The sequence below is a fragment of the Nostocoides australiense Ben110 genome, assembly GCF_001050535.1.
Taxonomy (GTDB): Bacteria; Actinomycetota; Actinomycetes; order Actinomycetales; family Dermatophilaceae; genus Nostocoides_A; species Nostocoides_A australiense.
Window position 1 is genome coordinate 2,583,476 of sequence record NZ_HG764815.1, and the last position, 4,311, is coordinate 2,587,786.

General features: G+C 71.1%; 4 protein-coding genes. 2 read left to right on the forward strand and 2 right to left on the reverse strand.

The annotated features are described in order from the left end of the window. Positions 1–1,371 (forward strand): acyl-CoA dehydrogenase family protein (locus BN11_RS12420; RefSeq protein ID WP_053084094.1); only part of this gene is annotated, 1,371 nt, incomplete at its 5' end. Between the two features lie 3 nt (positions 1,372–1,374). Here BN11_RS12420 and BN11_RS12425 read toward each other — a convergent pair. After that, positions 1,375–2,472, reverse strand: a complete 1,098-nt coding sequence (locus BN11_RS12425) for a PPK2 family polyphosphate kinase (protein ID WP_083433721.1) — start codon at positions 2,470–2,472, stop codon at positions 1,375–1,377. A 39-nt stretch (positions 2,473–2,511) separates the two neighbouring features. Between BN11_RS12425 and BN11_RS12430 the strand changes: the two genes are divergently transcribed. Continuing rightward, complete coding sequence (locus tag BN11_RS12430; protein ID WP_048698163.1) at positions 2,512–3,219, forward strand: dihydrofolate reductase family protein; 708 nt, start codon at positions 2,512–2,514, stop codon at positions 3,217–3,219. Between the two features lie 12 nt (positions 3,220–3,231). On the opposite strand, the gene BN11_RS12435 is transcribed toward BN11_RS12430, so the two are convergent. Further along, positions 3,232–4,311 (reverse strand): alpha/beta hydrolase family protein (locus BN11_RS12435; RefSeq protein ID WP_048698165.1); only part of this gene is annotated, 1,080 nt, incomplete at its 5' end.

Here is a 4,311-nt window from a genome sequence, read left to right on the forward strand (position 1 = left end):
CCCCCCCCCCCCCCCCCCGCCGAGCCGTGGCTCGCCACCCCCGGCAGCGGCGCCCACCTGGCCCGCGCCGCCGGGTTCTACGTGTGGAGCCAGGTCGAGGCGGGGCACCTGTGCCCCATCTCCATGACGTATGCCGCCGCCCCCGCACTCGCCGGCCAACCCGACGTCAGCGCGACCTGGCTGCGGAAGCTGACCGCGCGGGCATACGACCCGCGGCTCGCGCCCGTCCAGGACAAGCACGGCGCCATCGTCGGCATGGGCATGACGGAGAAACAGGGCGGCTCGGACGTGCGCGCCAACACGACGGCCGCGACGGCCGATGCGGCCGGCCCGCTCGGGGAGCACAGTCACCGCCTCCGGGGACACAAGTGGTTCTGTTCGGCGCCGATGAGCGACGCCTTCCTCGTACTCGCGCAGGCGGACGAGGGCCTCAGCTGCTTCCTGCTCCCCCGCGTCCTGCCCGACGGCAGCCGCAACGCCTTCGCCGTCCAGCGGCTGAAGGACAAGCTCGGCAATCGCGCCAACGCCTCCTCCGAGGTGGAGTTCGACGGGACGTGGGCAGTGCCGGTCGGGCCGCTGGGGCGCGGGGTGCGCTCGATCATCAACATGGTCGCGGCCACCCGGCTCGACTGTGTGCTCGGGTCGGCGGCGACGATGCGGGCGGCGCTGGTGCGCGCGGCGCACTTCACCGCCCAGCGCTCGGCGTTCGGCGAGGTGCTCATCGAGGCACCGCTGATGCGCAACGTCCTCGCCGACTTGACGCTCGAGTCGGAGGCAGCCACGCTGCTCGCGATGCGGCTCGCGCACGCCGTCGACGAAGGCGAGGGTGACTTCGCCCGGCTCGCCGTCGCGCTGGGCAAATACTGGGTGTGCAAGCGGACGGCGCCGATGGTGGCCGAGGCCCTGGAGTGCCTCGGCGGGCTCGGCTATGTGGAGGAGAACGGTATGGCGCGGCTGTTCCGCGAGGCGCCGCTGAACTCCATCTGGGAGGGCTCGGGCAATGTCAACGCCCTCGACGTGCTGCGGGCGATGACGCGTGAGCCGGCGAGCGTGGCGGCGCTGGCGAAGGAGGCCGCGCTGGCGCGCGGGGTCGATCGGCGCCTGGATGCCCACATCGACGCCGTCGAGTCCAGCGCGATGACGATCACCGGGGCCGATGCGCCCCTGCAGGCGCGGGCCCTCGTGGAGCGGCTGGCCGTGACGCTGCAGGCGAGTCTGCTCGTGCGGTATGCCGAGCCGGTCGTCGCCGACGCCTTCATCGCCTCCCGGGTGGCCGGCGAACGTGGCGCGACGTTCGGCACGCTCCCCGCCGACCTGGTGCGCAGCGCCGCGCCGGTGCTGCTGGCGCGCACGCCGGCGGGGCGCCGCTGAGAGTCAGGACTCGTCGGCGTCCTCGGGGGACTCGTCCGTGGGGTCGTCGGGGGTGACATCGCCCATGGCCTCGAGCTTGGCCTGCATCTCCGCGACGTCGAAGTCCGCGGCCGGCCACTGCGGGTCGAGATCGAGCAGGGCCGCGAGCAGCAGGTTCATCACGGCGAGGCGGGCGTACCACTTCTTGTCGGCGGGCACGACATACCAGGGCGCGACTTCGGTGGAGCACTTGTCGATCGCCACCTGGTAGGCGTCCATGTACTCGCCCCAGAGAGCGCGCTCGCCGAGGTCGCCGGGGTTGAACTTCCAATACTTCTCCGGGTTCGCGAGCCGCTCGGCGAGGCGGGCCTGCTGCTCCTCGTCGGAGATGTGCAGCATGACCTTGACGATCTTGGTGCCGGAGGCGGCGACCGACTTCTCGAAGGAGTTGATCTGGGCGTAGCGGCGGCCGATGGTGGCGCGGGGCGCGAGCTCGTGGACCTTGCCGATCAGGACATCCTCGTACTGCGACCGGTCGAAGACGCCGATGACACCGGGCGTCGGGAGGGCGTTGCGGATGCGCCACAGGAACGGGCGGGCCTTCTCCTCCGCGGTGGGCGCCTTGAACGCGGTGATCCGGATGCCCTGGGGGTCCGCGGCACCGACGACGTGGCGCATGATGCCGCCCTTGCCGGAGGTGTCCATGCCCTGGATGATCAGCAGCACCGCGCGCTTGCCACCCCCCTTGGCCTCGGCATACAGCCGCTCCTGCAGGTCGGCCACCTGCTCGGCCAGCGGCGCCATGAGAGCCTCACCGGCCGCCTTGTCGCCGATGAACCCGGGCGTGGACGCGGGGTCGACATCCGCGAGGACGAAGCCGTCGCCGGCCCGCAGGGCAACCTCGAAGACGCCGGGCGCGGGAGCGCCCTTGACCACGGATTTGGACGCCTTGCCGTCGGCCACGGCGGCGACGAGTTCGGAGACCTTGGCCTGCGCGATGCCGTCCTTGGCGTTCTTGGACTTCTTGGACCCGCGCAGCATCTTTCGCACCGCCAGATCCTTGGCGATGATCTCGATCTCCTTGCGAGACTTCTTGTCCTTGTTCTTCTTGCCCTTTGCCATAAGGGGCATCATTGCACTTGCATGCGCCACACTGGCCGGGTGCGGCTCTTGAGTTCCGACCTCCACGACCTCGACCTCACCGAGACGGTGAGGGATGACGACCTCGTCCGGCTATACACTTTTCCCGAACGCGGCGGGATCCGGACCAACTTCGTCGCGACGCTGGACGGAGCGGCCACGGGAGCCGACGGCCTGACCGGATCGATCAACAATGCCGCCGACAAGGTGGTCTTCGACCTCAACCGGCAGCTGGCGGATGTTGTGGTCGTCGGGGCCGCGACGGTCGACACCGAGGGCTATGCCCCGGCGGCCGGCAAACGGCCGCTGATCGCGGTGAGCAACTCGGCGCGGCTCCCCCGCGGCTGGAGCGCCGGTCCGCAGACCCCGGGTATGGCCGTTCTCGTGGTCCCCGAGCGGGCGGACGCCGCCGCCGTGTCCCGGGCGCGCGACATCCTCGGCGCGGACAACGTCTGGCAGATGGGTGCCGACCAGGTCGACCTCGAGGAGCTGGTGGCGCGGCTGCGCCGAGACGGTCTGCCGCGGATCCTCAGCGAAGGCGGGCCGCGGCTGCATACCGCCCTCTTGGGGCTGGGGCTCGTCGACGAGGTCGCGCTGACCTGGGTCCCAACCTTCGCCGGCGGTCCCCCCCCCCCCACCACCGCCGATCAGCAGGTCACGGTCGACTTCAGGTTGAGGCATTTGCTCGAGTCGGACGGCACCTTGCTCGGCCTGTGGTCGCGTCGCTGAGCTGCGCCGCCCCTAACCTCTCAGGAAGGCCGCGACCTCGCTCTCCCAGCGCAGCGGATCGGTGTTCCACTCCTTGCAGTGGCGGGCGACCTCCCACGGGACGAGGGTGACGAGATCGGGGCGGACTGCGGCCAGTTCGAGGGAGGGCCCGACGGGCACGAACTCGTCGTCGCGGCTGTGGATGATCAGCATCGGGTGGCGCAATTCGCCCGACCGGGCCACCCAGTTGGTCTTGGCCACGTCCACGGATTCGTGCACACCGACCAGCCGGCGCGTCCACCGCTTGCCCATCAAGGACCGGCTCAGCCCGCCGATCCGGTCGGGCACGCCGTGCTCGCGGGCGTGGTGAGTCAGCACGTCGGTCCAGTCGACCACCGGTCCGTCCAGAACCACCCGGGAGATGACATCGGCGCGACTGGACTGCGCGAGCGCCTGCAATACGATCGCCCCGCCCATCGACCACCCGATCAGAGCGACCTGCGTGGCGCCGTGGTCGAGCGCGTACCCGATCGCGGCGTCGATGTCGCGCCACTCGGACAGACCGAGGTTGTAGCGGCCGTCGGGGCCCGGCGGCGCGCCCTCGTCGTTGCGATAGCTGGGCACGAGCACCGTATGCCGCGCCGCAAGAGCGGGTGAGATGGCGCGGATCGTCTCCTCACGGCGAGCTCCGCGTCCGTGGACGAGGATCGCCCACTGGCTGCCGTCGCCCATGCCGGGGATCATCCAGGCGGGCATCGGCCCGAGGTCGGTCATCACATGCGCGTGCTGGGTGGCCATGCCGAGGCTGATCTCGGGTGGGGCGGCGTAGTAGTAGCCGTTCCACCGGACCGGACCCGGACGCAGGATGCCCCAGTCCCGCCCGAGGATGCGCCGCCGCACCGTGCCGGCCTCCGGGTCGGCCTCGAGGATCTCGCCGACGCGAATGTGCCCCCGCCCGCTGTCGAGCCAGATCCCGTAGCGCCCGGGCACGGTCGATTCCGGGGTCGCCTGCAGCAGGACGTCGTTGACCCCGATCTCGAGCAGCACCATGTCATCGGGCCGGCGCCGGTCGGGCGTCAGCACCCGCCGCGCGAAATAGGCCGCCGCGCCGAG

Excerpts from the sequence above, each read along its gene's own strand:
- BN11_RS12425 (WP_083433721.1), bottom strand. The coding sequence starts at position 2,472 with ATGGCAAAGGGCAAGAAGAACAAGGACAAGAAGTCTCGCAAGGAGATC.